The sequence below is a fragment of the Micromonospora sp. DT201 genome (genome assembly GCF_049841575.1).
Lineage (GTDB): Bacteria > Actinomycetota > Actinomycetes > Mycobacteriales > Micromonosporaceae > Micromonospora.
The window spans coordinates 256,549-280,172 of record NZ_JBNCKP010000006.1 but is presented as its reverse complement, the minus strand read 5'-3'; the positions used below and the strand labels follow the sequence as shown (position 1 = coordinate 280,172).

At 68.6% G+C, this 23,624-nt stretch carries 19 protein-coding genes; 12 read left to right on the top strand and 7 right to left on the bottom strand.

The annotated features are described in order from the left end of the window. Window positions 1-190: 190 nt before the first annotated feature. The 5 genes from ACLQ28_RS14625 to ACLQ28_RS14605 form a co-directional block, all read right to left on the bottom strand. Window positions 191-523, bottom strand: a complete 333-nt coding sequence (locus tag ACLQ28_RS14625) for a hypothetical protein (RefSeq protein ID WP_425686790.1) — start codon at window positions 521-523, stop codon at window positions 191-193. Between the two features lie 388 nt (window positions 524-911). After that, entirely contained in the window at window positions 912-5,171 is a 4,260-nt protein-coding gene (locus ACLQ28_RS14620; protein ID WP_425686789.1) for a trypsin-like peptidase domain-containing protein, read from the bottom strand. Next, the gene (locus ACLQ28_RS14615; protein ID WP_425686788.1) at window positions 5,168-5,473 is read right to left on the bottom strand and encodes a CU044_2847 family protein; all 306 of its coding nucleotides are present in this window, start codon (window positions 5,471-5,473) and stop codon (window positions 5,168-5,170) included. The genes ACLQ28_RS14620 and ACLQ28_RS14615 overlap by 4 nt, the downstream gene beginning before the upstream one ends. 281 nt (window positions 5,474-5,754) lie before the next feature. Beyond that, the gene (locus ACLQ28_RS14610; RefSeq protein WP_425686787.1) at window positions 5,755-6,390 is read right to left on the bottom strand and encodes a carbohydrate ABC transporter permease; all 636 of its coding nucleotides are present in this window, start codon (window positions 6,388-6,390) and stop codon (window positions 5,755-5,757) included. Between the two features lie 14 nt (window positions 6,391-6,404). Further along, window positions 6,405-7,067, bottom strand: coding sequence for a GDSL-type esterase/lipase family protein (locus tag ACLQ28_RS14605; RefSeq protein WP_425686786.1), 663 nt, complete (start codon window positions 7,065-7,067; stop codon window positions 6,405-6,407). Between the two features lie 211 nt (window positions 7,068-7,278). Between ACLQ28_RS14605 and ACLQ28_RS14600 the strand changes: the two genes are divergently transcribed. From ACLQ28_RS14600 to ACLQ28_RS14585, 4 genes are all read left to right on the top strand, one after another. After that, window positions 7,279-7,647: a DNA polymerase ligase N-terminal domain-containing protein gene (locus ACLQ28_RS14600; RefSeq protein ID WP_425686785.1), complete on the top strand. Its 369-nt coding sequence runs from the start codon at window positions 7,279-7,281 to the stop codon at window positions 7,645-7,647. An 81-nt stretch (window positions 7,648-7,728) separates the two neighbouring features. Then, a complete protein-coding gene (locus tag ACLQ28_RS14595; protein WP_425686784.1) occupies window positions 7,729-8,814 on the top strand; it encodes a HEAT repeat domain-containing protein in 1,086 nt (361 codons plus the stop codon). 559 nt (window positions 8,815-9,373) lie between these two features. Beyond that, window positions 9,374-9,856 carry a cyclase family protein gene (locus ACLQ28_RS14590; protein ID WP_425686783.1) on the top strand — a complete coding sequence of 161 codons (483 nt, stop codon included), beginning with the start codon at window positions 9,374-9,376 and terminating at the stop codon, window positions 9,854-9,856. Window positions 9,857-9,869: 13 nt separating this feature from the next. Beyond that, on the top strand, window positions 9,870-10,385 hold the full coding sequence (locus ACLQ28_RS14585; protein ID WP_425686782.1) for a thiamine pyrophosphate-binding protein: 516 nt from the start codon (window positions 9,870-9,872) through the stop codon (window positions 10,383-10,385). Between the two features lie 151 nt (window positions 10,386-10,536). Here ACLQ28_RS14585 and ACLQ28_RS14580 read toward each other — a convergent pair whose 3' ends face one another. Next, complete coding sequence (locus ACLQ28_RS14580) at window positions 10,537-11,541, bottom strand: LacI family DNA-binding transcriptional regulator (protein ID WP_425686781.1); 1,005 nt, start codon at window positions 11,539-11,541, stop codon at window positions 10,537-10,539. A 139-nt stretch (window positions 11,542-11,680) separates the two neighbouring features. On the opposite strand from ACLQ28_RS14580, the gene ACLQ28_RS14575 reads away from it, so the two are divergent. From ACLQ28_RS14575 to ACLQ28_RS14560, 4 genes are read left to right on the top strand one after another with little or no spacing between them, the layout of a single operon-like run. Beyond that, complete coding sequence (locus ACLQ28_RS14575; RefSeq protein WP_425686780.1) at window positions 11,681-12,988, top strand: ABC transporter substrate-binding protein; 1,308 nt, start codon at window positions 11,681-11,683, stop codon at window positions 12,986-12,988. Next, entirely contained in the window at window positions 12,985-13,983 is a 999-nt protein-coding gene (locus ACLQ28_RS14570; RefSeq protein ID WP_425686779.1) for a carbohydrate ABC transporter permease, read from the top strand. Before ACLQ28_RS14575 ends, ACLQ28_RS14570 begins: the two co-directional genes overlap by 4 nt. Beyond that, entirely contained in the window at window positions 13,980-14,846 is an 867-nt protein-coding gene (locus tag ACLQ28_RS14565; protein WP_425686778.1) for a carbohydrate ABC transporter permease, read from the top strand. The genes ACLQ28_RS14570 and ACLQ28_RS14565 overlap by 4 nt, the downstream gene beginning before the upstream one ends. Window positions 14,847-14,884: 38 nt before the next feature. Further along, window positions 14,885-17,209 (top strand): glycoside hydrolase family 3 N-terminal domain-containing protein, encoded by a 2,325-nt coding sequence (locus ACLQ28_RS14560; RefSeq protein ID WP_425686777.1) that lies wholly within the window; start codon window positions 14,885-14,887, stop codon window positions 17,207-17,209. Between the two features lie 657 nt (window positions 17,210-17,866). Here ACLQ28_RS14560 and ACLQ28_RS14555 read toward each other — a convergent pair. Further along, on the bottom strand, window positions 17,867-18,241 hold the full coding sequence (locus ACLQ28_RS14555) for a hypothetical protein (RefSeq protein WP_425686776.1): 375 nt from the start codon (window positions 18,239-18,241) through the stop codon (window positions 17,867-17,869). A gap of 126 nt (window positions 18,242-18,367) precedes the next feature. On the opposite strand from ACLQ28_RS14555, the gene ACLQ28_RS14550 reads away from it, so the two are divergent. The 4 genes from ACLQ28_RS14550 (at window position 18,368) to ACLQ28_RS14535 (ending at window position 23,602) form a co-directional block, all read left to right on the top strand. Further along, window positions 18,368-19,981, top strand: coding sequence for an ABC-F family ATP-binding cassette domain-containing protein (locus tag ACLQ28_RS14550; RefSeq protein WP_425686775.1), 1,614 nt, complete (start codon window positions 18,368-18,370; stop codon window positions 19,979-19,981). Window positions 19,982-20,002: 21 nt separating this feature from the next. Beyond that, window positions 20,003-21,622: a ribosomal protection-like ABC-F family protein gene (gene abc-f, locus ACLQ28_RS14545; RefSeq protein ID WP_425686774.1), complete on the top strand. Its 1,620-nt coding sequence runs from the start codon at window positions 20,003-20,005 to the stop codon at window positions 21,620-21,622. 181 nt (window positions 21,623-21,803) lie between these two features. Further along, window positions 21,804-22,514 (top strand): ThuA domain-containing protein, encoded by a 711-nt coding sequence (locus ACLQ28_RS14540; RefSeq protein ID WP_425686773.1) that lies wholly within the window; start codon window positions 21,804-21,806, stop codon window positions 22,512-22,514. Then, window positions 22,484-23,602, top strand: a complete 1,119-nt coding sequence (locus ACLQ28_RS14535) for a Gfo/Idh/MocA family protein (protein ID WP_425686772.1) — start codon at window positions 22,484-22,486, stop codon at window positions 23,600-23,602. Before ACLQ28_RS14540 ends, ACLQ28_RS14535 begins: the two co-directional genes overlap by 31 nt. The last annotated feature ends 22 nt before the right edge of the window (window positions 23,603-23,624 follow it).

Genomic DNA, 23,624 nt, shown 5'->3' with positions numbered 1-23,624 from the left:
GCTAACCCGGGGCCGCGCAACAGAGGTTGCACATCAAGCTGGGCCCGGACGCGGGGGACGGTTTGCCCCGGGCCATGCTCCGGGCGACTCCGCCGGCAGGTCGGCTTCTTCGGTGGCAGTGCGTGCGGGCGTGGTGGTGCTCGACTCCCGCCGGGACAAGCGGGTTATCGGCCCAGTGTGGTGGCGGCTGCTAACGGTTACCTCGGCGCGCGGAGCCGCCGTAGAGGTGGACACGCTTGTCGACATCGCGGTCCGGTTCACCGCGCAAAAACCGGTCTTGCGCAACATTGCCGTTGCTGACATAGACCGCCCAGTCCTCGTAGTACCAGCTCGGGTCGCACGCGCAGTCGGTGAACCGGAACCGGAAGTTGGCCCTGTACCGGCCGACCTGCCCGTGGCTGAGAGTGAAGAGCCGGGTCGCCGCTCCTGCTCGGGGAAACGCCGCCCTGCCGGGCCGACGCTCGACGGTTACCGCCGAGCCATCGAAGGTGAGCCACAGGCCGAGGCTGCGGGCGATGCTCACGCCGCCGGTCAGTGTGTCGCTGCGGCGTTCGTAGCTGGCGGCCTCATCAGCCAGAACGTCATGGACTACAACGTCGCCTGTTGGCAGCGGCGCGGGAAGCATCACCGGGCGGTTGAGGCCTCGACGGGTGTCGGCCTGTCGCGCGCCGCGTCCAGCCGCGCTCCATCGCACGCGTACCCGCTGGATGACAATCACGCCCAACTGTGGCGCACAGGCCGCACGCCTTGCCAGCCGATATTCGCCAGATCAGCCCTTCACCGCGCCTGCGGTGAGCCCTTCGGTCAGGAAAGCGCTGCCCGAGGGCGTACATGATCACCACGGGGATGCTGACGAGCAGCGACGCCGCGGCGGGCGATGTTCCCTGGCATGAATCGCCGAGGACCACAACTCAGCATCGTGGGGCCTGGTCCGGATCATTGCCGGTGGCTTTCCATGCCTCGGCAACCGTCTGCCTGCCACGGAAGGCTGAGCATGCACCGGCCACCACCCGATTGGGATCGGGATCCACGATGCTTACCTGTGAATACAGACCTGCCACGGCGATTAGTCCGGTACCGGACTGCACGGCAAGACCGTTCGGGGAGCCGGGTATGCGCACCGCAGCCAGGAGTCGGTGTGCCGAAACGTCCCACAGTCGCAGCGATATATCGTAATCACTGATCGACGCGAGTGTGCCGCCGTTCGGCAGGAAGGCCAGTCCCCTGATTGAGCCGTTGTGCCCACTCAACGTAGCGCCGATCTGCTTTCTCGTAGCAACATCCCACAACCGTAGGTTTCGGTCGCTGCCACCGCTTGCCAAGATCGTACCGTCTTTGTTGAACGCCACGGTGGTGGCAAATCCATGGTGGCCGTCCAGGGCGTGGATCAAATCACCGGTACGCGCCTCGCGGAGCTCGATTCTCCCGTTACTCAACGGGATGGCCATCAAACTCCCATCCGGGGAAAAGGCCACCTGGCCACTCGGATAAGGGTCCTCTGGCGCGTCGTTGATCTTATAGGTAATTCGAACCGGTGACGCGTCGGAGTTAGTGAGATCCCATCGCACCAACAGAAAACGGTACGGGGGTTTGGCCTTACCTGAAGACACCGCGTCCAAGGGCGGGCCGCCGATCACGGTCAGGGCCTTACCGTCCGGACTGTACCGGAGGAAATTTGGTATTACATCCTCGCCGAGGGTTCCCGGGGCGCCGTGCTGCCAGCTGGTGGTATTCCACAGACGCACCCTCCCGTCGGCACCTGCCGTCGCCAGCTGACCGCTGTCCGGGCTGAAGGAAAAAGAGTTGATCACGCCAGTGTTCAATTCACGGACTACGGACTGTTTGGTCATGTCCCATAGCGTGACGGCCTTGTCTCGGGTAAACGCCAGCAGGGGGCGATCCGGACTGAAAGCGACGCCGGTGGGCGAGTGTGACTGGTCAATCACATTGGTCTGCGCTCGCCACATAATTGCCGACCGGTCGAGGCTGCCGCTGAGCACCGTGTGCCCGTCTTTGCTGAACCCGACTGACACAACACCTTCGGTGTGTCCGACAAAGGAGCGGATGGCGGCACCGTCGGTGACCCGCCACCATTGCACGCTTTTACTTCGGTTCAAACCGGCGACCACATGTCGCCCGTCCGGACTGAACTCCGCCTCGCTGATGGACTCGTTTCCGCCGGGCGGGCGCAGTACCGGCACACTCGCTGCCCGCCCATTGCGTACGTCCCACAGCCGCACCGTCCCATCGGCACTGCCGCTGGCCAGCAGCCAGCCATTCATGCTGAAATCAATGCTTGTCACGAACTTCTCGTGTCCGGCCAGGACCGCTACCTGGCGTCCGGTGGCGGTCTGCCATATCCGGACGCTGTTATCCCCGCCACCCGCCGCGAGCAGCGAACCGTCCGGGCTGAACGCGACTCCGAAGGCGGCACCTCCCTTGTCATAGGTACGCACCTGTCGCCCGGTTTCCACATCCCACAGCACGATGGTGGGCGCGCTCCGGGAAGCGGTCGCGATCCAGGCCCCGTCCTGGCTGAAAGCGATGCTCAGGGCATCGCCGGGCAAGCTGCGGAGAAGCTTGCGGGCGCGTACGTCCCACAGCCTCAGCCGTCGCTCGGCGCCTTCAGGACTGCCATGGGCAGTGGCGAGGATATTTCCGTCCGGGCTGAACTCGACGACCGGAAACTCGCCATCTTTGCCGGTCAACGCGGCGACCTGTTGATGAGTCACCGTGTCCCACAGCGTCACCGAACCGTCGGTGGTCGCTGTCGCGGCGAGCGTGCCATCGGGACTGAGGTCTGTATCCCACAGCCGGGCCTCGAGAGGGCCGAGCGTACCCCGGTAGGGAATGCCCTGTGCGCTGAGGACAGCGCCGTGTGCCTCCTCAGTCGGCGCGGCCTGCCATGCTGCGATCGCCAGCAGCAGCGACCGGCGCGGATCGGTGTCGCGTGCGGTCAATGACTCCGACGAGTACAGCCGGGACAACGCGACGGCACGCTGCTGTTCTGCAAGGGACCGTTGATCGTCCGCGACACGCTGCTGCCACACCGCCAGCCCACCCGCAACCACGGCAACCACGAGCAGGACGGCCAGCGCCACCACCCCACGACGCAATCGCCGGTTGTTGCGCCGGACGAATTCCCGGGTAAACGCTTCCGCTGTCTCGCTTGCCGCGACGAACTCGCGTTCCACGTCCGAGAGGCCCGCCGTGCGGTCGTCGCGCTCGGCCAGCCAGGCCCGGATGTCGGCTAGCCGGGCGCCCCGAATCAGGCTGCCGCCATCCCGATCCAGGCTCAGCCAGTCGTTCGTCGCATCGGTAAGCCTGCGGTGTACGACGAGACCAGACCGGTCCTCGTTTAGCCAGGTCGCCAACCGTGGCCAGGCACTCAACAGGGCTTCGTGGGCGATCTCGACAGTGTCCTCGTCAACGGCGACCAGCCGGTTGGCGACCAATCGGTTGAGTACCGTTATCGAGTCGTCGTCACCACCGGTCAGCTCCGGCTTCGGCACCCGGCGACGGGTGTCATCGACACCGTCACCGACTGCCACCAGTGCCAGCAACAACCGCCGCACGATCCGTTGATCCAGCTCGGACATCGAGGTGAACAGCTTCTCGGCAGCCTCGCTGATCGCGCCCCGTACGCCACCGGAATCCTGGTAACTGGCCAAGGCCATGGTATTGCCTCGCCGCTTGGTCCAGGTGGCCTCCAACGCATAGGCAAGCAACGGCAGGGTGCCCGGTTGAGGGCCGGCGGCGCCGACGACGTCCTCGAGCACCCGATCGACCAAACCCCGTTCAACGTCGAGTCCGACGACCGCTGCGGGCCCTTCCACCACGCTGCGCAGTTCGGAGGTCTTCATCGGCCCGACGAGAAACTGGTTGTCCTGCAGGATTCCGGCCAGGCCCGGTTCCTCCGCGCAGGAGGAAAAGAAGTCCGCTCGCAGGCTGGCGAGCACGAGCGCGCTCGGGGTGGTGTCATCGTCGGCGACGCCGTGGGCCGCCGCACGCAGTGCCGCGATGAAGGCCGCACGTTCGGCGGCGTCCTTGCACCGCGTGAAGATCTCCTCGAATTGGTCGACGACCAGCACCACCGGCCCGGCAACGTCGAGTCCCATCCTGCTCGCGTGCGCGAGCGCCGCCTGGCGGGCCAGCGCCGCGAATCTGAACGGGTCGGCCCGTACCTCGTCCACCGAGGTCCCGACGGAACTGCCCGCCAATACCGCGATATGGCTGGCCAACTCGGTCAGCGGCCGCGAGCCGGGTGTCAGCCGAACCCGCGGCCAGTCCGCGGAACCGGAAACCGGGAGCTCTCCACGCGACAACGCGGGCACGAGACCGGCCCGCAATAAGGACGACTTGCCCGAGCCGGACACGCCTACCACGAGCAACGGCAAACCGCGATCCTTGGCCACCACCAGCCGGTCGAGCAGTTTCGCGGTCAGATCCCTGCGGCCGAAGAACCAGTCGGCCTGACCGGCAGTGAACGCGGACAAGCCGGGGTAGGGGCAGATACCCGGCGAGGGCGGTTCGACGTACTCGGCCTTCTCCCGCGCCCGCACCTCGACACCGACGTCGCGCAGCAGAGGCGCCAGGTCTTCGGTTCGCGCGACCCACACCGTGTCTCTGCCCCAGGTGTCGTCGCTGTTGTACCGGGCTGAGACGACACCCACCACAATGTTGTCGACACCGAGTACCGGGGCACCCGACATCCCCCGCATCACGTCGCTCGCTGTCAGCCGACCCAGCCGCACCCCACCACGGGTCGTGCCGCCCGCCCAACGCCCAGGTGCATCCAGGAAGCGATACTCCTGATCATCCGGTAGGTACACCGAACCGGTGATCGCCACTTCGGCGCGAAGCTCGACGTCATCCGTAACCGCCACACCCGGCACGACTGCGGGAAGGCTGCGCTCTGCGCGCAACACACCGAGATCGTGCACCCGGTCGACGTTGATCACTTTCGCAGCGAAACTGCCCCCGCCGCCCAACGGATCTACCCGCACCAGCCCGCCGATATCGCCCGTGTCGGTGCTCGCGCTAACGTTCCGCAGCACATGCCACGCCGTCACGAAGACGCCAGGCGCCACTTGAAAACATGTGCCTTCGGGACCGCCTGCCGCATTGAGGATCCGGCCGAGAAACCCCGGAACCCTCTGATCAGGCGTCATAGGGGTTGGTGCGCCGCCGAGGCACGGTAGGTCAGCGCTACTTCTATGGTCGCCTCGCTCGACACGCCCGCGACGACTACGCTGCCCGTCGCCGAAAACTTCAGACCGAACTTGACCTGAACTTCGTCGGGCCGCAGCGACTGTTCTCCCAGTTGTGTGATGGTGTCCACGGTCGACGTCGCCACCGCGACAATCGCGTCCTGGGCGCGATCGAAGGCGTCCCTCACGGCGTCGCGCACCTTTTCGCTGCGTCCGGTCTCCTCGAAACCGACCGGGCGGGTCACCTCGACCTGAAGCTCCACACCTGCAACCGTGACGGGAAGTAAAACCGGACGACCAGTCAACGACGCCTCCCCAGGCCAAATGAGGCGATTTCCGAACCAAGCGCCCCTGTGACGTACCGACTACCGACCGCACCATACCGGCAGGCACCGTACGATCATCCAACCGCGCTGCAACGCCGACCACAAAGGACTGGGCGGAACTGAACCGCGTTTTTGTGTGACCGATTTCGGACTCAGTCCGGTGCGTCGGGGGGCAATCGGGCACTGGATGAGTTCCGTCTCGTTGCCGGTGCGCCAGATCAGCCCTTCACCGCGCCTGCGGTGAGCCCTTCGGTCAGGAAGCGCTGCCCGAGGGCGTACATGATCACCACGGGGATGCTGACGAGCAGCGACGCCGCCGCGAGTTGTCCTTGCGGCACAACGTCTCCCGCGATCATCGACTGCATCCCCACGGGAAGCGTTTTGTACTCGTCCTTGGTAATGAACACGAAGGCGAAGAGGAACTCGTTCCAGGCATTGGTCAGGGTGAAGAGCGCGACCGCCAGCAGCCCTGGCTTGGCAAGGGGCAGCACCACTCGGCCGAACGCCTGGACGGGGCTGCAGCCGTCGACCAGCGCGGCCTCCTCCAACTCGACGGGGATCGACGAGAAGTAGCCCACCAGCAGCCAGGTGGCGAACGGAAGCGTGAAGGTCGGGTACGTCACCACCAGAGACCACAACGAGTCGGTCAGCCGCCCGTTCGGATTGGGCGGTGCCAATGGTGCCGGCGGCCTGGGCGGCAGCGCCTTCCGCGACGCCGTTGGCTCTGGCGGCTCGGACAGTGGTGCCGCCGACTGCGCAGGCGGCGTGCGTCGAGCGTGATCGACTCCAGATCGGCGACATTGGGGTATCCGCGACCGGGGATAGCGCCATGTCGGCGATGTTGAGTGGGTCATGAGAACCCGCAGGACTACTTCAGGTCGGCTGTCATGCCGGCCAGCCATCGCAGGACAGCCGGCTCTACCAGGGCGGCGAGGCGGGCGTAACCAGCCGTGGACGGATGATAGGCGTCTCCCGCGGCGATCTCCTGGCTCCAGACCGGGTCCGTTGTGAGCGCCGTGACATCGACGAACGGCACACTTCGGGCGGCGCACACCTGCACCATCGCGGCGGCGAGATCGGCTGCCCGTTTGCTCGCCTGCCGGTCCTGCACCGGCGGCGGCCCCACAACAAGCGTGTGCCACCGTGCGGCGTGGGCGTCATCGAGCATCGCGGCAAGCAGTGCGAGTGATCGGCCCGGCGGGACTCGAACCTGGCCGAGCTGCATGTCCACGTCGTTGGTCCCCAACGAGAACACGACCCCGAAAGCCTGCCCATCCTTGAGGCGGACACGGGCTTCAGGAAGCCAACGTTGGGCCACGTCCAGGGATGTGTCCCTGCGAACGCCCATGTTGTAGGCGGTCAGCTCATGGCCTTGCGCCCGGGCGGCAGTGACCACGGGCCCCACCCAGCCCACACCGGACGGATCGCCAACCCCCACCGTGAACGAGTCGCCGAAGAAGCACACCCGCAGGTCGCACTGCGATCCCGTCGCGCCGGGCTTCTCCCGTGGCGGCAACCGCGACCCGCTCATCCGGCTGTCAGGGGGTACGTGGCCATTGGGAGAGTCCGCCTTTCCCGAGTGGGGGAACAGTCGAGACGGGCACAAGGGTAGGGGGACAACATGCCCCGAGCATATCTATGCAGAGATCCGTATGGCAATTCAGGAGGTTGGCCGCGAAGACCTGCCCCCGCAGCAGCCGGCCGTACGCATAGGCAGGCGATAGGGCCGGCGGGCGCCGACAATGGCAAGAGTGGCACCCGCCTTCGTCCTGCACGACCACCGCAAACCGCGACCGCACTATGACCTGCGGCTCGAGGAGGGCGGTGTGCTGCGCTCCTGGGCAGTGCCTCGCGGCCTGCCGACGAGTCCCAGCGAGAACCGGCTCGCGATCGCCGTGCCCGACCACCACCTCGATCACCTCACCTATGAGGACGCGGATAAATCGATCGCCGACATCGGCACGTGGGAGGAGCACGACCGCACCGACCGCCGAATGCTGTTCACGTTGCACGGCCGCGCCGGCCCCCGGCGATACGCACTCATCCGTACCGGTGAGGGGTGGCTGCTCCACTTGACGAAAGAGCAGCCGGAGATGCCGAAGAGCGGGTAACTAATCGCGTTGCACATGGGAACGCTCCTGAGCAAGGATCAGGCTCATGACGCACTGGAAGGGCGCCCCGCGCCTCGTCAAGTGAGCGACCCGGCACCGCCGACCGGCTGGGAGTGGTTGGAGGTCGCGGTCCTGTCAGGTGACGTCCTGACCCCTGGCAGCGATGCGCGGCGACACATCTTCGACTTTGTCCGGGCGGAGCGGGACGGGCTGATGACCCGTCGCCTGCTGAGCTTCATCACGGACCGCCGCGCACCGGTGCGCCGGACGATCCTCGAGTTGCTGGACCAGCTGAGCGGCCACAACTCCAACTGGCCCCTGGTCGCGGACGCCACCGGGCAAACGCTGAGCGACGTGGACCCGAGAGTGCGGCGCACCGCTGCGACGCTACTGGTGCGCACCGCCGAACCTGACCGGGTAATAGCAGCGTTGAACGCCTCGACCGATCCGGTCGTCCGGATCACCCTCGCGGACGCCATGCCCTGGCACAAGGTCCCGCAGCGGCACGCCATCCTGCAACGCCTGCAGTCGGACCCCGTTCCGGCCATCCGGCTACTGGCCAACATCGCCGTGCTCAGCAACGACGCCTCGGCGGCCTGGCCGGCGCTGGACGCGGTGATCCGTGCCGATCTCGTGGCCTGCGCCGGAGTCCTGGACGCGCCGGGATTCCGTCTCCGTGAGACAGCGGGTCAGCGCTGGGCGCGGGCGCTGACCGACCTCGACCGGGAGGAAGACTGCTGCGCCTGGGCGGAACAGCTGATGAGTTCGGGCGAGCGTCCGGAGGTCAGGCTCGAAGGCGTACGGATGGCAGTCGTGGCGATGCGTAAGTGGCGCCATGCGCCCGCCCGGGTGACGCCGATGCTGACCAGCCTGCTGAGGGAAGAGGCTTCCGGCGTACGAACGGCGGCGCTGCGAGCGCTGGCGGCGTCGTTGGCCGCGTCCCGGCTGGCCTCTGATCGCAACTCGGTGCAGCGTCCTGCTTCACTGCGGAGTGCTCCGAGGTTCTGTGCAGCATTCGACGACGTTCCATGTTGCCTGGCCGGGGAGTGTGCGCAGGTCACGTTGGTAAGGAGCCGTTGGTTGGCCTCGCCTTGCTTGCCTCGCAAGGTGTGGCTCCGGGTGTCCCTCTGGCCGCCAGTTCAGGCGTCGTCGTCTGGCTCGGTGTAGCCGTTTGTTCGTGCAGCGGCCGCCAGTAGGCAGCCGCAGCGAAGGCTACGAGTCGGACCGAGGCGGCCGAGTGGCGGGCGGAGGCGAGTCGTCCGCAAGCCGGATACGCTTTCGCCACCGGTAGTGGCGCCATGCAGCGACTGCGACGGCCACGGCAACGAGCAGTGCGGTGCCGCCCTTCCAAGCACGCTCGAACCACGATCGGGAGTCGCCGAACGCCGCATCACCGACCGCCATCGGCCATAGCCCCACCCACGCCCAGTGCCAGCCGCGTGGCCGGGAGAATTTGTCGGGCGGGTGGGACAATGCGACGGACACAGCGGCCGCGGCGCTGACGACGACGATCAGCGGTAATCCGACGCGCCAGGCGGCCTCCCACAGCGACACGAATCGATCATGGCAGCCCTTAGCCTGAATCGCCAGAGCGGTTCCTCGCCCAACTCTCTGCGGCGGTGAGGTAGCACCGCCCTCTTGGTCAGGGTGGTGTAAGGCATCCCGTGTGAGTGGGGCCGACCTGAGAACGGGGGTCGGAGATCCTTGTGTACGTGTCCACCCCACGGTGAGCCAGTTGATCGCCCCGGCGGTGGTGATCGACCATGCCGCCGACGCCGCCGGCGACCCTGACTTCCTGCTCGAGGTCGCACACGTCAAGGCGTGGGAGGCGGAACACGGTGCCCTGCCCGCCGGTGGCTGGCTGCTCTACCGCACCGGCTGGGACGCGTACGGCGACGACCCGGAGCGGTACGCCAACGCGGGGCGTACCCCGGGCATTTCCGTCGAATGCGCCCGCTGGCTGGCGGAGGAGTCGCCGATCCAGGGCGTCGGGGTGGAGACGGTCGGCACCGACGCGGGCGCCGCGCATTCGTTCGACCCGCCGTTCCCGTGCCACTCGTTCCTGCTCGGCCAGGACAAGTACGGCCTGACGCAGCTCCGTAACCTGGCGCAGTTGCCGGCGACCGGCGCGGTGGTGATCGCCGGACCACTGCCGATCGTCTCCGGGTCCGGCAGCCCGTGCCGGGTCCTCGCGCTCATCGAACGGTAGGACCGGGCCACCGATGCGGGTAGCCGAGGTGGTCGGGCGGGTTCTGTACGGACACGGCGCACGGTATGTCTTCGGGGTGGTCGGCAGCGGCAACTTCCATGTCACGAACGCGCTCGTGGCGGTCGGTGTCCGGTTCGTGGCGGCGGCCCACGAGGGCGGCGCGGCGAGCATGGCCGACGGGTACGCCCGCACCTCCGGGACGGTGGGCCTGCTCTCGGTGCACCAGGGTCCGGGCGTCACCAACGCGCTGACCGGCGTCACCGAGGCCGCGAAGAGCCGTACGCCGATGGTGGTCCTGGCCCCGGAGGCGACCGCGCCTCGGTCGAACTTCTTCATCGACCTGCCGGCGCTCGCCGCCTCGGTCGGGGCCGACTTCCACCGGGTACGCCCGACTGTCCGCACCGTTGACGATCTCGAGCCGGTACGCCGCTGGCTCGCTGGTCCGCGTACACGGCCGCTGGTGGTGGGCGCCAAGGTCTGCTCGGCGCGCGGCTCATGGTGGCTGGAGGAGGCGCTCCGCGGCCACTGAGCCACCGGCGTACGCCGCCTCAGGAGCGTGGGCTGCAGCGCGAGCGCGACGAAGACGCGGCCACCCGCGCCGGCAGATCGGGCCGGAGCTTGCGACGGCGACGCGACCTGCGGGGAGGCATCGCGGACCGTGCGTTCGCCCGCTGCGGGCGTCAGTGCTGCGGGCGGCAGGAAGAACGGATGACCAACTCGGTGGGGAGCCGGATGTGGGTGTCGCGTTCGACGCCGGCGATGAGGTCGATGAGCAGGCGCAACGCCTCGGCGCCCATCCGCTGCAGCGGTTGCATGATTGTCGTCAGCGGCGGGTTCACCAGCGCCGACTCCGGAACGTTGTCGAAGCCGATCACCGACAGGTCGTCGGGCACCGAGAGGCCCATGCCGCGGGCCACGTTCATCGTGGATATCGCCGAGAGGTCGTTACCGGCGAAGATCGCGCTCGGCCGGTCGGGGAGGCTGAGAAGCTCTGCGGCCGTGCCGGCGGCGCTCTCGATCCGGAACCCGCCGACGCGGACGAGCCGCTCGTCCACCGGCACGTCGGCGTCGGCCATCGCCCTGCGGAAGCCGGCCTCGCGCAGCCGCGCCGACTTCAGGTCGGCGCGGCCACTGATGTGCCCGATCCGCCGGTGGCCGAGGGACAGCAGGTAGTTGGTCGCCAGCATGGCGCCGGCGAAGTTGTCCGAATCGATGGTGGGCAGGTCGGACGTCCCGGTGTGCGGGTCGACGGCCACGACGTGGAAGCCGTGCTTGGTCTCGACCACGGTCGGTGTGACGATCACGGCCCCGTCGATGAGAGTGCCGGAGAGACGGGCGAGCGAGCGCCGCTCCCAGCCAACGGCGGCACCCTCGCCGTCGCCGCTGGAGTAGGCCAGCAACTGGTATCCGCTGCCCGCGACCTCCTGGGACGCCCCCTTGAGTAGCTCGGTCGAGAATGGCTCGAACTCGGCGACCAGGATGCCGAGCACGTTGGTGCGGTGGCTGCGCAGGCTCTGCGCCCCCAGGCTCGCCTCGTAGCCGAGCTCGTGGATGACCTGCTGGACGCGCAGCACGGTGGCTTGGGCCACGCCGTATCGGCCGTTGACGACCTTCGATACGGTCGCGACCGAGACGCCGGCTGTGCGTGCGACATCCGACATCTTGACGCGCTCCTGAAACACCACGCCGATGATGATAGGGCCCCGTCTCGGCCGCGTCACCAGCGACTCGAAACCGTTATCGATACCGATTGACATCAAGTTACATGACTGTAAAACTTCGCCGAAAGCCGAGTACCGCGACTGAGTAGTCGAGGAGACATCGATGGCAACGAAGCGACGTGCGGGTGCCGTCCTGGCACTGCTAATGACGAGTGTTCTCGTTGTCACCGGGTGTAGTGGCGGTGGCGACGAGGCAACCCCTCAGAGCGAGCTGTACAAGAACCCGGTGACCCTGACCTGGTGGCACAACGCCTCACAGGACGGGCCTGGCAAGACCTACTGGGAGAAGGTCGCCAAGGACTTCTCCGCGCTGCACTCCACCGTCAAGATCGAGATTGAGGCGATCGAGACCAACCAGCTCCAGCGCACCAGGCTCCCCGCCGCGCTGCTGAGCAGCGACCCGCCGGACATCTTCCAGGCCTGGGGCGGCGGCGAGATGAGCGAGCAGGTGGAGGCCGACTACCTCAAGGAGATCACCGACCAGACCAAGACCGAGGTCGGCAACATCGGCAGCGCCGCGGAGATCTGGCAGGTGAACGGCAAGCAGTACGGCCTGCCGTTCCGGATGGGCATCGAGGGCATTTGGTACAACAAGGAGATGTTCGCCAAGGCGGGCATCGCGGCGCCGCCGACCACCTTCGAGGAGCTCAACGCCGCGGTCACCAAGCTCAAGGCGATCAACGTCATTCCGATCGCCGTGGGCGCCGGTGACAAGTGGCCGGCCGCGCACTGGTGGTACAACATGGCGCTGCGCGCCTGCTCGGTCGACACCCTGAAGAAGGCGGCGAAGGACAAGACCTTCGACGATCCGTGCTTCGTGAAGGCCGGCCAGGACCTGAAGACCTTCATCGACACCAAGCCGTTCCAGCCCAACTTCATCGCCACGCCGGGCCAGAACGACCCGACCAGCGCCAACGGCATGCTCGCCAATGGCAAGGCCGCGATGGAGCTCATGGGTGACTGGAACCGCGGCACGCTGGACACCGTCGCCACGGACCCGGCGAAGCTCGCGACGTTCCTCGGCTGGTTCCCGGTGCCGGCGATCTCCGGATCCCCGGGTGACCCGAAGGCGGCCCTCGGCGGTGGCGACGGGTTCTCCTGTTCCAAGAATGCCCCGGCCGAATGCGTCGAGTTCCTCAAGTACATCGTGAGCCCCGAGGTGCAGAAGGGCTACGCCGAGACCGGCACGGGCCTGCCTGTCGCCAAGGGTGCCGAGGCCGGCGTGAAGGACCCCGCGCTGAAGTCCATCCTGGATGCCACCTCCGGGGCGAGCTACGTCCAGCTCTGGCTGGATACGGCGTACGGCAGCACCGTCGGCAGCGCGATGAACGACGCGATCGTCGCCATCTTCGCCGGCAACGGGACGCCTGAGAAGGTCGTCTCAGCGATGAAGGCGGCCGCAAGCAAGTGACCTCCGCCAACCAGATCCGTATGCCCGCCGGCGGCGCTTCCGCGTCGCCGGCGGGCCCCGACGGGGCCGGGCGCGCGTCCGCCCGCCGAGCCGAGACCCGCCGCAAGTGGTACGAGATCATCGGGCTCACCACTCCGGCCGTCGTCATCTACGTGATGTTCGTGCTGGTGCCGATGGGCTTCGCGGTCTACTACAGCCTGTTCCGGTGGCGCGGGGTCGGCCCTCCCACCGAGTTCGTCGGCCTGAGGAACTACACCCTCGCCTTCCAGGATCCGATCTTCCTCGACGCGTTGCGCAACAACGCGATCATCGTGTTCGGGTCGCTGCTGATTCAGGGTCCGATCGCCCTCGGCATCGCCCTCCTGCTCAACCGTCGCTTCCGTGGGCGCTCCGTGTTCCGCCTGCTGGTGTTCGTGCCGTACGTGCTCGCCGAGGTCACCGTCGGCATCATGTGGAAGCTGCTCCTGACCGGCGACGGCACGGTCGACGCGCTCCTGCGGTCGGTGGGACTGGGCGGTCTGGTGCGCCCCTGGCTCGCCGACCTGGACCTGGTCATCTGGACCTTGCTGGCCGTCCTCACCTGGAAGTACGTCGGCTTCGCCATCATCCTGCTACTCGCCGGGCTGTCCAACGTGCCCGACGAGCTGACCGAGGCGGCGGCCATCGACGGCGCGAGCTGGTGGCAGATCCAACGGCACGTCACGATCCCGCTGCTCGGCCCGACGATCCGGATCTGGATGTTCCTGTCCATGATCGGCTCACTGCAGATCTTCGACATGATCTGGGTGACCTCGGTGCCTGCGGTTCGGTCGCTCGGCGCATCGGCCACCATGGCGACGTACATGGTGGACAACGGGTTCTTCGCCCGGTTGTGGGGCTACGGCAACGCCGTGGCTGTGATCCTGTTCGCCATTTCCTTCGTGGCGGCGCTGCTGTTCCAGCGGTTCCTGCTCCGCCGCGACATCGAGGGCGCCATCACCGGAAGGGCGAAGTGACGATGGCCGTAAACTCCGTTCACTCCCCGTCCACCGGGCGTCGTCAGGTCTCCTGGGGCACGCCGCTCACCTACGCGCTCGCGCTCGCGGTCGCGGCCGTGTCGATCGCCCCGGTCATCTACGTGGTCATCGGCGGTTTCCGCACCACTCCGCAGATCGTCGCGAACCCGGCCGGCCTGCCCGACCCGTTTGTCTGGGACAACTACGCCAGGGTGCTGACCCAGAGCAACTTCTGGCAGCAGGCGCTCAACAGCGCGGTCATCGCCCTCGGCACCACGCTCGCGGTCGTCGTGCTCGGGCTGGCCGCCGCGTTCGTGCTCGCCCGCTACACCTTCCGCGGGCGGGAAGGGCTCTACACCTTCTTCACGCTCGGCCTGCTGTTCCCGGCCGGGGCGGCGATCCTGCCGCTCTACCTCATGCTGCGTGACCTGAGCCTGATCAACTCCTACTACGCGGTGATCCTCCCGCAGGTCGCCTTCTCGCTGCCACTGACGATCGTGATCCTGCGTCCCTTCCTGTCGGCCATCCCGAAAGAGCTGGAGGACGCCGCCGCGATCGACGGCGCGAGCCGGCTCGGTTTCCTCTGGCGTATCGCGATGCCGCTGTCGCGGCCCGCGCTCGTCACCGTTGGCGTCCTGGCATTCGTGGCAAGTTGGAACTCGTTCCTGCTGCCGCTGCTCGTCCTCAGCGACGTCAACCTGCACACCCTGCCGCTAGGTGTGCAGAACTTCTCCAGCCAGTACACCACCGACACGGCAGGCGTCCTCGCCTTCACCTCGCTGGCGATGCTGCCGGCACTGCTCTTCTTCACGCTCGCGGAAAAGCAGATCGTCGGTGGCCTGCAGGGTGCGGTAAAGGGCTGAGTGGCAACGGTACGGGCACAACCAGAGGAAGGCACAGCATGACTGAGGTCCACGCCTTGGTGGACGGGCCGGCACCGGCCCAGGCAGGTCCGAACCACGGCCGGCCGAACGGGCACGACGGCGGGGCACGCCTACGTGATCTGCTCGGCCGGATGACGATCGAGGAGAAGATCGCCCAGCTCGTCGGCTTCTGGGAGAAGGAGGACGGCGAGGCGGTGGCACCGATGCAGGGGGAGTTCGGCGGGAACGCCAAGCTCGAAGAGTTCTCCCGGCACGGGCTCGGTCACCTCACCCGCACCTACGGCACCCGCCCAGTGGACGCGGCGGAACACGCGGCCTGGTTGTGGAAGTTCCAGCGCGACCTGGTCACCGGGACCCGGCTCGGCATCCCGGCGATCGTCCACGAGGAGTGCCTCACCGGGCTGTCCGCGTGGAAGGCGGCCACGTTTCCCACCCCGCTGGCCTGGGGCGCCGCGTTCGACCCGGAACTGGTCACCGAGATGGCCGCGGCGATCGGCGCCTCGATGCGGGCCCTGGGCATCCACCAAGGGCTCTCTCCGGTGCTCGACGTGATCCGTGACCCCCGCTGGGGCCGGGTGGACGAGTGCATCGCCGAAGACCCGTACCTGGTCGGCACCATCGGCACCTCGTACGTGCGCGGACTGCAATCGCAGGGGGTGCACGCCACCCTCAAGCACTTCGCCGGTTACTCCGCCTCGCGCGCCGGGCGCAACTTCGGCCCGGTGCACATCGGCCGCCGGGAACTGGCCGACGTACTGCTCCCCCCGTTCGAGATGGCGATCATCGACGGTGACGCCCGCAGTGTCATGCACTCGTACGCCGAGATCGACGGGATGCCCGTCGCCGCCGACCCGACCATGCTGACCGGCATCCTGCGGGATCAGTGGGGCTTCGACGGCACGGTGGTGGCCGACTACTACGGGGTCGCGTTCCTGAACCTGCTGCACCATGTGGCGAGTAACCACGCGGAGGCGGCCGGGCAGGCGCTGGCCGCCGGTCTCGACGTCGAACTGCCGACCGGCGACGCCTATCTGACCCTGCGGGAGTCGGTGCGGGCGGGCACGCTCGACGAGGCGCTCGTCGACCGCGCGGTGCTGCGGGTACTGCGCCAGAAGCTGGACCTGGGTCTGCTCGACGCGACCTTCAGCGACGAGCCCCCTGAGGCAATCGACCTCGACTCGCCCGAGCACCGGTCGATCGCCCGCCGGCTCGCCGAGGAATCGGTCGTGCTGGTCGCCAACCGGGACGTGCTGCCGCTGCCGGCGGGACGACGGGTGGCCCTCATCGGCCCGAACGCCGACCGGCAGAGTGCGCTCTTCGGGTGCTACTCGTTCCTCAACCACGTCCTCGTCCAGCACCCCGGCGTGGAGACCGGCATCGAGGTGCCGACCGTGCTCGACGCCGTGCGGGCCGAGTTCGGCGGCGAACTCGTCACCTGGGCACGCGGCTGCGACGTGGACACCGACGACCGGTCCGGCTTCGACGAGGCTGTCGCCACGGCCGCCGGCGCGGATGTCGCCGTCCTGGTCGTCGGCGATCACGCCGGCCTCTTCGGCCGCGGCACGGTTGGCGAAGGCTGCGACCGGGACGACCTGGAACTGCCCGGCGTCCAGCGCGAACTGGTCGAGTCGGTGCTGGCGACCGGCACACCTGTCGTCCTCGTTTTGCTCACCGGCCGGCCGTACTCGGTCGGCTGGGCGCTCTCGCGCTGCGCGGCAGTGGTGCAGGCGTTCTTCCCGGGTGAGGAGGGCGCCGGGGCGATCGCGGGCGTGCTCTCCGGGCGGGTCAACCCGTCGGGCCGGCTGCCGGTCACCCTGCCCGGGTCGGCCGGCGCGCAGCCGTACTCCTACCTGCACCCCACCCTCGGCGCGGGGAACGCGGGGACCAACCTGCTGGCGACGCCCGTGGCGCCGTTCGGCCACGGCCTGTCCTACACGACGTTCGCGTACAGCGATCTCACCGTGCCCACCACGGTGCCCACCGACGGGGCGGTAGGCGTGACGGTGCGGGTGACGAATACCGGCGCGGTCGCCGGCGACGACGTGGTCCAGCTCTACGGTCGCGACCTGGTGGCCTCGGTGACCCGGCCGGTGGCACAGCTGCTCGGCTACCGGCGAGTCCACCTGGAGCCGGGCCAGTCCGTCACGGTCGAGCTGACGGTCCCCACCACCCGCCTGGCCTTCTCCGACCGCACGTTCACCCGTGTCGTGGAGCCTGGCGACGTCGAACTCTGGGTCGGCACCAGCGTGCAGCGGGACGCACAGGCGGTGACCACGCTGGTCGGCGACACCGTCCCGGTCACCAACGCATCCCCCCGCTGGACCACCGCCGATATCCGCTGAGGTGGGTCCGCCGACGTCCCAGTGGACGTCGGCGGACCAGCCCCGCCCGCGTGCCGGATCCCCAGGACGCTGCTGATCTTGGCGGGGACCGATTTCGACCGCACGGGGGCGGACGGCCCGGTGCAGCTGAGACCGTCGATCGGGCGGGCTCGGCGTTGCGATACCGTCAAGGCGCCCACACCGGCGTCGAGTAGTCCGCGTCCGTCGGCTGCCGATGATCCGCAGGGCGCCTTACGAAACCAGGGAGATACCGATGCCCGAGCCCGAGCCCGTTCAAGACGCTGACGCCAACGCGGCGGATGCCGACACCTCAACCACGGCCGAGGCCGACGAGCCTGCCGTTCCCGCAAATCGGGCTGCCCGACGCGCGAAGGGCAAAGTCGCCTCGCCGCAGCCGTATGGAAAGGGTCAGCACCTCGGCGGCCGGAGCTCGGTGCAGAGCCCGCGCCAGTACGGTAACCGCCGAAGCGGCTGATCCGCTGGTGGAGCCCGCTGTCAGCACACGGCTTCCGGTGTCGCAGCGAAGGGCATTGTCAAGGGTCGCCGGCCGCATCGCGCTCGCAGCGGTCGAGGCGGCCCGCACGGCCTGATTCAGCACGCAAAAGGTGATGGCCGCCCAAACCCATCCTCAACGACTCGGCGGGCACCGCGGTCGGGTCAGCTCTCGTGGACGGCGGCGGCCACCGCGAGGTCCTGCCAGGCCATGCCTGTGCTCTTGAAGACGCGGGGGCGGTCCGTCGGCGGCCGGACCGTGCCGCGTACCACCTGATGGAGGGTCACGATGTCCTCCTCGGCGAGGGCACCCGCGGCGACCGCCTGAATGATGTCGCCGGCCTCCCGCAGGCTGGTGGTACGGGATTCGGCCACCGTCGTGGCGCGGGCAAACAGAGCGGCGTCGAGTTCGCGCGCGTCCGGCTCGTGTGCGCCGACGGCGATGACCAGGGCGTGCGGTGCGACATCGCGGCCGGGGAAGAGCGGCTCGCGGGGAACGTCTCGGTGCGAGCGCTCGGGTTGACGAGACGTCCGATTCATGTGATTCTGACTCAGTGATCTACTGACACACACCCAGCCCGCTGCCGTGGCCGCCCACTTTCTTGTGGATGTTGGAGCCCCGGCGGGTAGTCGATTCCCTATTTCGATTCGACGATTGGTGTCTCCATGTCGAGTGTGTCTGTTCTGCATGCCCGTGATCTGGTCAAGATCTACGGCGATCGCATAGTTCTCGACGGCGTCTCGCTCTCCGCGGGGCCTGGCCAGCGGCTGGGCCTGGTGGGTGAGAACGGGATCGGCAAGTCGACCCTGCTGCGTCTGCTCTCCGGTGCGGAGGAGCCGGACGCTGGTGACCTCCAGCGCCCGGCCGACACCGAGTTCCTCCGTCAGGAGCTTCCGTTCCCGGGTGACGCCCCTGTCACCGCGGTCGTAGACGACGCTCTCGCGGAGTTCCATCGGGTCCGCGATCGGCTCGACGAGCTGGGTGAGACCCTCGCGGTCCGGCCGGAGGACGAGGCGGTCCTCGCCGAGTACGGCGATCTGCTCGGGTGGGCCCAGGACCACGACCTGTGGGACGCCGACCACCGCGCCAAGATGGTGCTCGACGGCCTCGGCTTGTCCGCTGTGGACTCCGGGCGCCCGATCGGGTCGCTCTCCGGTGGGCAGCGCACCCGGCTCGGCCTGGCCGCGCTGCTGATCCGCCAGCCGCAGGCGATGCTGCTGGACGAGCCGACCAACCATCTCGACGACGAGGCGGTCACGTTCCTGGAGGACCGGCTCGCCAACCTTCCGGGCGCGGTGGTGGTGGCATCGCACGACCGTGCGTTCCTCGACGCGGTCTGCACCGACATCGTCGACCTCGACCCGTCCCGAGGCGGCGTCACCCGTTACGGCGGCGCCTACACCGACTACCTGGCTGTCAAGCGCACCGAGCGGGTGCGCTGGGAGCAGCAGTACGACATCGAGCAGAAGGAGCTCAAGGAGCTGCGCCAGGCGGTGACGACCACCGCGCACGAGGTGAACCATTCACGGTCCATCAAGGACAACAACAAGGTGGGGTACGACCGGCACGGCGGCCGCGTCCAGAAGCAGATCTCGCGGCGGGTGCGCAACGCCCAGCAGCGCCTGGACGAACTCACCGCCAACCAGGTGCGGCGCCCGCCAGCCCAGCTGGGCTTCACTGCCGCACTGACCGGGGACGGGGCGCGGGAGGGCAGCGTGTCACTGCGGCAGGTCCGGGTCGACGGCCGCCTGACGATCGACGACCTGACCGTCACGATCGGGGATCGTCTGCTGGTCACCGGGCCGAACGGGGCGGGCAAGTCCACCCTGTTGCGGGTGCTGGGCGGTCAGCTGGAGCCCGACTCCGGTGCGGCCTACCGGTCGGCGGGGCTGCGTGTTGCGCTGCTTGAGCAGGACGTCGAATTCGCCGACCCGGAGCGGTCCGCCAGCTCGTACTACACCGAGGCCGCTGGCGAGGATCCGGCGGTGCCGCTGTCCCGGCTGGGGCTGCTGCCTGGCCGCGACGCGGGACGGCCGGTGGGGCAGCTCTCCACCGGCCAGCGCCGCCGGCTCGCCCTGGCCGTGCTGGTGGCCCGGCCACCGGACGTCCTGCTGCTCGACGAACCGACGAACCATCTGTCGCTGCGCCTGGTGGAGGAGTTGGAGGACGCACTGCGCAGCGCACCGGGCGGCGTCGTCGTCGCCTCTCATGACCGCTGGCTGCGCCGCGGCTGGCAGGGCCCTGAGCTGGCCCTGCTCGACGGCCGTGTACGGGCTTGATCGCGGGGGAAGGAGATATTCATGTCTACGCAACTCGCGCTGCACACGGTGAGCAAGGGTTACGCCCACGGCCGGGTGCTGACCGCGGTCTCCGGCACGGTACGCGACGGCGAGCGGGCCGCGGTGGTCGGTGAGAACGGTGCCGGGAAGTCGACCCTGCTGCGGCTGATCGCCGGGCAGGAGCCGCCGGACGAGGGGGAGATCGTGGTCACCGCAGACGGCGGGATCGGCTACCTCGGCCAGGTGCTCGACCTGCCGGACACCGCCACCGTCGGCGACGCGCTCGACGCCGCCCTGGCGGACCTGCGCGACCTCCAGCGGCGGATCACCGAGGCCGAGCAGCGGCTCGGTGACGCCGACGCCGGTGAGCTGGCCGCGTACGGCGAGATGCTCACCGCTTTCGAGCTGCGCGGCGGCTACGAGGCCGACGCGCGGGTCCGGGCCGCGATGTCCGCGCTGGGCATCGGTGAGCTGACGGCTGAGCGCGAGCTCGGCACACTCTCCGGTGGGCAGCGGGCACGGCTCGCGCTGGCCGGCGTGCTTACCGCGGAGCCGGAGCTGCTGCTTCTCGACGAGCCCACAAACCATCTGGACGAGGCGGCGCTGACCTGGCTGGAGGGCAGGCTGCGCCGGCACCGGGGCACTCTCGTGGTGGTGACCCACGACCGGCTGCTGCTGCAACGGGTGGCCACCGTGATCCTCGAAGTGGACGGGGACCGGGGGACGGTGGTGCGTTACGGCAACGGCTACACCGGCTATCTCGCCGAGAAACGGGCGGCGCGGCAACGGTGGGAGCAGGCGTACGCCAACTGGACCGCCGAGATCGACCACTGGACCGAGTGGGGCGCGACGACGGCGTACCAGGTGGCGCCCGGCCGTGCGATCAAGGATCACAACAAATGCAAGTACAACGGCGACGGCCGCCGGGTCCAGGCGTCCATCTCCACCCGGGTACGCAGCGCAGCCGAGCGGCTCGACCGGCTGCACGCCGAGCCGGTGCCCCGGCCACCGGACCCGCTTCGCCTGCACGCGCCGCTGAACGCGGCGGTGCGTGAGGGCACCGTCCTTGCGGCGTACGACGTGCGCGTCGCCGGGCGGCTGCGAGCACCGGAGTTGACCGTCGCCGCCGGCGAGCGGGTTCTGGTCACCGGGCCGAACGGCGCCGGCAAGTCGACGCTGCTCGACGTGTTGGCCGGGGTGCTGACACCGGACGAGGGCACAGTGCAGCGTCGGGGTGTCCTCGGCTACCTGCCGCAGGAGACTGCGACCGGCGACCCGGCGGGAAGCCTGCTGAACGCGTTCGCGGCAGGCCGGGCCGGCACCCGCGAGGAGCATTCCGGGCGGCTGGAGTCACTGGGCCTGTTCCGTACCGGGGACTTCGGGAAACCGGTGGGCGCGCTGTCGGTCGGGCAGCGCCGCCGGCTGGCTCTGGCCCGGCTGCTGGCTGGCGAGGCCGACATGCTGCTGCTCGACGAGCCCACCAACCACCTGTCGCTGGAGTTGGTGGAGCAGTTGGAGCAGGCGCTGGCGGATTACCCGGGCGCTGTGGTGGTGGTGTCGCATGACCGGATGTTCCGGGAGCGCTGGGCCGGCGGCGTGGCTGCCCTGGAAGACGGCTGCCTGCTCGCGCCGGTCCCGTGACGGCCCCCCGGCCCGTCGCCGCCTGACGGCACCCGGGAAGGCGGCACCCGGAACCCGGCGAACGCCGGATCTGGCCGCAACCGAGTACGGTTTCGGTGATCGACAAGCACGGTTGTCGGCGGTACGTCGCCCGGGCGGGAGCGGCCAGCCCCTTGGCGACGGACCGTGGGAGGGAGCGAGGGTGGCGCAGCAGCGGGCATTGGTGGTTCGAGGTGGGTGGGAGGGCCACCAGCCGGTCAAGGCGACGGAGTTGTTCATCCCCTTCCTCGAACGCAGCGGCTATGCCGTACGGGTCGAGGAGTCGACGGAGATCTACGCCGATGCCGCCGAGATGGCCGACACCGACCTCGTCGTGCAGTGCGTGACGATGTCGCAGATCAGCTCGGAGCAGGTGGCGGGGCTCAGTGCGGCGGTCATCGCCGGTACGGGCTTCACCGGTTGGCACGGCGGCATCGTGGACTCGTTCCGCGCGTCATCTGAATACCTGCACCTGGTGGGCGGCCAGTTCGCGACCCATCCGGGTAAGGAGCCGTGCGAGCGTCACGGTGCGGCGGAGGACAACTTTCTGCCGCACACGGTGCGGATCACCGACCTCGGCCGGGAGCATCCGATCACTGCGGGAATCGAGGACTTCGACCTGGTCACCGAGCAGTACTGGGTGCTGCACGACGACCTGATCGACGTGCTGGCCGTCACCACCCACCCCACGCAGGCGTGGCATCCATGGCACCGGCCGGTCACCTCGCCGGCGATCTGGACCCGACTCTGGGGTGCCGGGCGCATCGTCGTGACGACCCCGGGACACAGCCCCGACGTGCTGGAGCACGCGGACGTCCGCACCGTGATCGAGAGGGGAATGCTGTGGGCGACCCGCACCGCGTCGGCGTCGTAGGTCTCGGGTTCATCTCCCGCGCGTACCTGGACACACTCGCCAACCACCCTGCGGTGGACATCGTCGCGCTGGCCGACCTCGACGCCTCCCGGTCGGCTGCGGTCGCCGCCACGATGCCCGGCACCGAGGCGTTGAGCGTCGAGAGCCTGCTCGCCCGGCCAGACGTGCAGACGGTGCTCAACCTCACGATCCCCGCAGCACACGCCGATATCTCGCTGGGCGCGATCGACGCGGGCAAGAACGTGTATGTCGAGAAGCCGCTCGCCGTGGCGTTCCCCGACGGCCGCTCGATCATCGAACGGGCAGCATCGGCTGGCGTCCGCGTTGGCTGCGCGCCGGACACCGTCCTGGGAACGGGTACGCAGACGGCGCGGGCCGCGATCGATGGCGGGCTCATCGGACGCCCGATGTCGGCGTCGGCCGTCATGGTCACGCCAGGGCATGAGCGCTGGCATCCCAACCCCGACTTCTACTACGCCCCGGGCGGCGGCCCGTTGCTGGACATGGGGCCGTACTACATCTCGGCGCTCATCCACCTGCTCGGGCCGGTTCGCGCGGTGAGCGGAGCCGTCAGTCGCCTGCGCGACGAGCGCGTCATCGGCTCGGGCCCGCGCACCGGCCAGCGGTTCCCGGCGCAGGTGGCCACCCACGTGACCGGCGTGCTCGAGCACGTCAGCGGTGCTCTCTCCACCATCACCACGAGCTTCGACGGCGTCGCGACGACGGCCGCACCGATCGAGGTACATGGGGAGACCGGCACGCTCGCCGTACCCGATCCGAACTACTTCGAAGGTGTGGTCCGCCTCTTCGCGCTCGGCGGCACCGAATGGCGCGTTCTCGAACCGCGGGCCGGTTACGCCGAGAGTTCCCGAGGCATCGGTCTGATCGACCTTGTCCGGGCAGACGGTCAGCGTCCGCCGCGTGCGGGCGGCGACGTCGCGCTGCACGTCCTCGAAACGATGACCACTCTGCTCGAGTCGGCAGCCGAAGGCCGGCGGATCGAGCTGAAGACGGTGGTGGAGCGGCCCGCACCGGTGCCGCTCACTCCGGTCGAGGCCTGGAAGGCGTACGACGCATACGGACACTGAACGGGGGCCAGGCAGGGTCGGG